Below are 2,202 nucleotides of genomic sequence, written 5' to 3' on the forward strand. Positions count from 1 at the left end.
GACTTCTTCATGGCTTTCGAACTGTTCGACGTTGTCCTGGATGCCCGATGTCGCCTGTTTGATCAGCGTCACTCGCTGACTACTCTCGTCTGCCCTGATCCCTCCCGGGTAAAACAACGCTTCAGCGAGAGACTACCGGGTGTATCGTCGCCTCAGGGATGAGAGCGAGATTTTGCTGTCGAAGCACTCGGAACGGGGCCATGTCGAGCCATCCCGCATCGAGTGCACTTCCAGACGGGATCGTCCTCCCACGCCGGATCCGGAACCGCGTTGAAGCCGTCGAAGCGATGGCGGGTCTCTTCAGTACACTCGCGACACTCGAGGAGACAGCGCGTCGGGCTGTCACGAGACTGTTCGCGAGTAGCGTCGGACACAGACGCGTGTTCGAGAGCGATTGCCGGGACGATCCAGGTTTGGCCGTCCTTGTTGCTGGCGCCGACCGTCTCCCACTCGAGACTTGTGCGTTCGAGCGTGCCTCCGGCGATCAGCTGGCCGACGTCTTCGATATCGGTGATGGGGTCGCCGTCGGCGTCGAACAGGACGGGATCGAGCGTCGGGCGGTTGTCCTCGGTGTCGCCATCTCTCGCCCGCAGGTAGTCGTGGCCGGCGTTCTGTCGGATCGTATCGAGTTGGCGCTGGCCGGCGCTCGAGGCGACTGGGGCCGCAGCGGGCAGCTGGCCCCATTCCTGAGCGAACCGATCGACGAGGTCGCCATCGAGTTCGGCGACGAGTTCGCACTCGTCGATACCGTCGATCGACGGAGCGGACGAGTGGTCGGCGATATCCTCGAACACGGTTTGGGCGATGCAGACGGCGTTGGCTTCGCTGCTCGCGTCGACGAGGACATGAATCACGCCTCTGACTTCACGGGTGGTGTCGGACTCCTCGGCGTTCTCGTACTCGACCTCCCTCGTGAGACAGAAGTCGCATTTCGTTCTGCCGGGGTCGAGCGGGGCACCACACGCACAGCGGTGTTCGCTCGGTTCGTCACCGTTGGATTCCGGGCCGGGCGTATCCGGATAGCTCAGGTGGTCGTCCTCGAGGGAGTCGTCGCCGCGCTCGTAGCTTCCATCATCAACAGCGGTCGAGGTGGTCGGATCGGGCTCGATTCGGCCTTCGCCTTCGGGATCGAACTCCCAGCGGTCGTCATCGTAGTAGCTCATGTGATATGGTTCGTGGTGGAGTCTCGTTAATCTCCGTGAACCGCGGTGAAAGTGAAACTGAACGCACGCCGATCGGTGCTTGGAGAGTCTGTAGTCAGTTACCCCACACACCGCGGGTTGCCTTTCCTGTGGGTAACGACATAACTCGACGATAGTCCTCGAAAACCGGCGTGCTGTCGAGCGAAGCGGTGGTTCAGTTATCGAAGGTGGTGAGTGTTTGTTGGTTATTTGATTTCTCGGTCGTGTTCGACTGTCGGGCACGTTGGGATCCGGCTGGAGGGAGTCCGTCGTCGCCCAGCGAACAGGGCAGTTCGGGGAGAACATCGGGATCAAGCTGCTCCTTCTCGTCGGGCGTGGCTTCGATCGTCACCGCGTCGGTGTCGAAGGGGACGCCCTCGGGGACGGTCGACCCGGCGCAGATAACAGCGTTGTCGGTTTTGCAGGGGCATTTCGTGTAACCCGCGTCGTACGCGGCGTTGACCCGGTCCGCGTGTGGATTGCGGACCCGGTGGCCGCTCGGTCGTTGGCACTTCCGACCGGGTGCGGCGCCACAGTCGGGACACTCGACGGCGAGGACTGGATGGTAGGGCTGTGCGATTCCACACTCTTCGCACATGACAGCGGCTTTCACTGGGTCAATGTCTGAGGTCATCGGTCTCGACCCTCGGGACCGGCGAACAACACACCGAAGCCGAATTGACTTCACGAGAAGATTCCCTGTTAGCGAATAGGAGATCCCATCGTGACCAGGACGATGAACAATATATTTTGGGCAGAGAAAGGAATATATGGTCTAGTCCCGTTGGTGGAAGTATGACTGGAGATGCTCGCCGCGACGGTCCACCCCCGTTCGATAGGCCCTTTGAAGGCGAGGATACGAAGCAGCGCGTGTACGGAGCAGTACTGCACACGCGAGAGCCGCTGACGGCCGCCGAGATCGCTGAGCGGGCGGACTGTTCGGAGGAATCGGCGCGAACACACCTGTCGTTCTACGCCGATCTCGGTATCGTCATTCGCCACGAAGGCCGGCCGGTCAGGT

At 61.3% G+C, this 2,202-nt stretch carries 3 protein-coding genes; 1 reads left to right on the forward strand and 2 read right to left on the reverse strand.

What is annotated here, in order from left to right; translation table 11 throughout:
- Positions 1-152: 152 nt before the first annotated feature.
- A complete protein-coding gene (locus tag DVH23_RS23085; RefSeq protein WP_114579679.1) occupies positions 153-1,163 on the reverse strand; it encodes a hypothetical protein in 1,011 nt (336 codons plus the stop codon).
- 193 nt (positions 1,164-1,356) lie between these two features.
- Positions 1,357-1,815 carry a hypothetical protein gene (locus DVH23_RS24470; RefSeq protein ID WP_198668089.1) on the reverse strand — a complete coding sequence of 153 codons (459 nt, stop codon included), beginning with the start codon at positions 1,813-1,815 and terminating at the stop codon, positions 1,357-1,359.
- Positions 1,816-1,976: 161 nt separating this feature from the next.
- Here DVH23_RS24470 and DVH23_RS24910 point away from each other — a divergent pair.
- Positions 1,977-2,202, forward strand: a 226-nt coding sequence (locus tag DVH23_RS24910) for a helix-turn-helix domain-containing protein (protein ID WP_232833911.1), incomplete at its 3' end; no start/stop codon positions are given.

This window comes from Saliphagus sp. LR7 (genome assembly GCF_003344565.1).
GTDB classification, from domain to species: domain Archaea; phylum Halobacteriota; class Halobacteria; order Halobacteriales; family Natrialbaceae; genus Saliphagus; species Saliphagus infecundisoli.